The organism is Paracoccus sp. (in: a-proteobacteria) (assembly GCF_030536915.1).
Classification (GTDB): Bacteria; Pseudomonadota; Alphaproteobacteria; order Rhodobacterales; family Rhodobacteraceae; genus Paracoccus.
The window spans coordinates 1-2,841 of record NZ_JAUNPC010000124.1 but is presented as its reverse complement, the minus strand read 5'-3'; the positions used below and the strand labels follow the sequence as shown (position 1 = coordinate 2,841).

The 2,841-nt window shown below is 74.4% G+C and carries 5 protein-coding genes; 4 read left to right on the top strand and 1 reads right to left on the bottom strand.

What is annotated here, in order from left to right; all coding sequences use genetic code 11:
• The 4 genes from Q4F04_RS14275 to Q4F04_RS14260 form a co-directional block, all read left to right on the top strand.
• The coding region (locus Q4F04_RS14275; protein ID WP_303370472.1) for a hypothetical protein at nt 1-241 on the top strand (241 nt) is incomplete at its 5' end.
• On the top strand, nt 228-752 hold the full coding sequence (locus Q4F04_RS14270) for a phage tail protein (RefSeq protein WP_303370471.1): 525 nt from the start codon (nt 228-230) through the stop codon (nt 750-752). The genes Q4F04_RS14275 and Q4F04_RS14270, both read left to right, overlap by 14 nt.
• 3 nt (nt 753-755) lie before the next feature.
• Entirely contained in the window at nt 756-1,919 is a 1,164-nt protein-coding gene (locus Q4F04_RS14265; RefSeq protein ID WP_303370470.1) for a PASTA domain-containing protein, read from the top strand.
• Nucleotides 1,920-1,953: 34 nt separating this feature from the next.
• Nucleotides 1,954-2,442, top strand: coding sequence for a hypothetical protein (locus Q4F04_RS14260; protein ID WP_303370469.1), 489 nt, complete (start codon nt 1,954-1,956; stop codon nt 2,440-2,442).
• Between the two features lie 87 nt (nt 2,443-2,529).
• Here Q4F04_RS14260 and Q4F04_RS14255 read toward each other — a convergent pair.
• On the bottom strand, nt 2,530-2,841 hold a 312-nt coding region (locus tag Q4F04_RS14255; RefSeq protein ID WP_303370468.1), incomplete at its 5' end, for a hypothetical protein.

Here is a 2,841-nt window from a genome sequence, read left to right as displayed (position 1 = left end):
CGACCGGGCGCGGCTTCTGCCGGTCGCGGCGGTGGCGCTGCGGCCGGGCGGGCGGACGCTGCTGGCCGGGACCGCGCAGGGACTGTCGCGCGGCGATCCCGAGGATCTGACCTTCACCCGCATCGAGGGGCGCCGCTTCACCGACCGCCTGCCGCTGCCGCCCGGCTGGCTGCCCTGCGCGGGCGCCCATCGCCTGCGCTTCGGCGCCGAACCCCCCGGAGGCGCCGATGCAACCGGCTGAGATCGCCCTGCTGCTGCCCGAGATCTACCGCCGCGGGCTGGCCGACGGCTCGGTCCTCGACGCGCTGCTGCATGTCATGGCGGCGCTGCACGGCTCGCTGGAAACGGCGATCGCCGATCCGGCGCTGCTGGCCGATCCCCGCCGCGCGCCCGACCGGCTGGTGCCGGTGCTGGCGGCATGGGTCGGCCTTGGCCGCTACCTGCAGGCCGACCCCGGCGAGGACCGCCCCGCTGCGGGCGACCTGCGCGAACTGACCGCCGCCGCCGCCGCGCTGAGCCGCCGCGGCGGCTCGGCCGCGACCCTGCGCCGGTTCCTTGAAACGGCGACCGGCGTGCAGGGCTTCGGCATCGAGGAAAGCGCCGGGCGCCCGTTCCATTTCCGCGTCAGCATCCCGCCCGCCGCCCTGCCCCGGCTGGACCTGGTGCGGCGCATCATCGCGTTCGAGAAACCCGCCTTCACCACCTTTGAATTGGCGCCGATCCCCGACGCCGGCCCGAACCAAGGGAGTTGACCGATGCCTTCCTTCCAGATCACCGAAGCGCCCTCGCGCCTTGAGATGGGGGCGCCCGATGCAGGCGGGGTGACGCCGCCCGCCAAGGCCACGTTTCTGGTCCGCAACATGGCCCCTTCCGCGCAGGTGGGCCGCATCACCGTCGAGCCGCTGGACGGCGCCCGCCCCGAATGGTTCGAGATCGCGGGCGCCCCCGCCACCTCGCCCGGCAAGATCGAGCGCGACTTCGTCTACGGCGGCAACCAGAGCGTCGAGGTGACGGTGCGCCCGCCCCCGAACGCCCCCGCGGGCAACCACGGCTTCCGCCTGCGGGTCGCCGCCGAAAGCGACCCCGACGCCGATTTCGTGCAGGGACCGGCGGTCGCCTTCACCCTGACGGCGGCGCCCGCCGCGCCCGCGCCGAAGAAGAAGATCCCCTGGTGGATCTTTGCCGCCGCCGCCGCGATGGTGGTGCTGCTGGCGGGCGTCGGGGCCTTCATGTTCATGCGCCCCCCCGCCACCCCGGTCCCCGAGGGCCTCGTGGGCCAGCGCGCCGAGGTCGCCGCCGCCACGGTCGTCTCGGCCATCGACCGGCCCGTCAGCTTCCGGCTGACGCGCGAGGGCACGGGCGAGCCGCTGGCGGTGCTGTCGACCCGCCCCCGCGAAGGCGCGGACGTGGACAAGGACGAGGCCGTGGAACTGACCGCGCTGACGCCGCCCGGATCCTGCGATTCCCTGATCTGCCGCTTTCCCGACGCCCGCTTCCCCCCCGCCGCCGTGACCGCGCTGGCGGCCGAGGGCTTTGACGTCAAATACGCCCCCGCGCTGTCCATCGTCGATGGGGCCGTCCGCGTGGACGCCGCGCGGCTTGAAGAGATCAGGAACGCAGCGCCCCCCGTCCCGACCGTGCGCCTGCCGCGCCTCGCGGGGCTGACGGTCGGCCAGGCGCAGCAGCAACTGGCCGATCTCGGCCTGGGCATAAACCTGACCACGGTCACGGACGGACCCGAGGACGGGCTGGTCCGCCGCTCGGCGCCCGAGGGTCCGGCCGACATCCCGGCGGGCAGCATCGTCCAGGTCTTCTACCGCAGCCAGCCCTGCATCGGCAGGCGCTGTCTTTTCCTGCAGGACATGGTGGTGGCGCCCCGGTTCATGGACGGCGCCATCATGCAGAGGCTGCCGCAATGACCGCCGCGGGCGGCCCCCCGCGGGACGGCGGATCATGCGCAAGGGCCTGATCGCGCTGGCGCTGTTCGGGGGGCTGTTCGTGGCGCTGATGGTTCTTGCGCCGCGCCCGCAGGGCGGGGACGCGCCGCCGCGCTGGACCGAAGCGCTTGGCCGGCTGCTGGGCGGCTTTGCGCCCCGGGTCCGCAGCCTGGACGGCGAGACCGCCTTTACCCTTGCCCCGGGCGCCGTCCTTGACGCCGAGGTGCCCGCCGCGCCGGGCAAGGACCTGCGCCTGCTGACCCTGCGCCACGGCGAGGGCGGCGCGGCGCTGGTGACATTCGCCTGCCGCCCGATCCCTGCCGACGAGACCTGCGACGGCGAGGAGGAGGAAGCCTGCCTCGGCCTGCCGCTTCACCCCGCCTGCGAGGCGCAGATCGACAAGGGCGACAGGGGCAAGGAAATCTCGTTCACCGTGGGTCCGGGCGGCGGCCGCATCGCCATCGCGGCGGGCGAAACCGCCCTGCGCGTCGAGGTGATGCAGTGACGCGGCCCCCTGCTGCGGGTCGGTGCGCCCCTCCGGCTCGCGGCCGCTGCGCCGTCGCCCGGCAGGTGAGGCCCCTCGCCCGGACGCTCAGAAGCGGACGCATTCCGCGACGGCGCCGTGGTTGCTGGGGTCCGTGGCGTCGGTGCCCTGCAACACGTATTCCCCGTTCTGCAGCCCGATCTCGACCGCGTCGGCGATGGTGTCGAACTGGCCCCAGACCCGGACGAGGTAGCAGAAGCCCTCGCCTTCCTTCATCCCCAGAGGCAGGGGATCGTCGCCCGCGACCCATGGCGTGGCGGGGTTGCCCGCGGTGGGCAGGACCCGGTCCCGCGGACCGCAGAGCGCGGGGTCCGAGGACAGGCCGAACTGCCCGAACTCGGGCGCGAGGCGGCTGGCCGC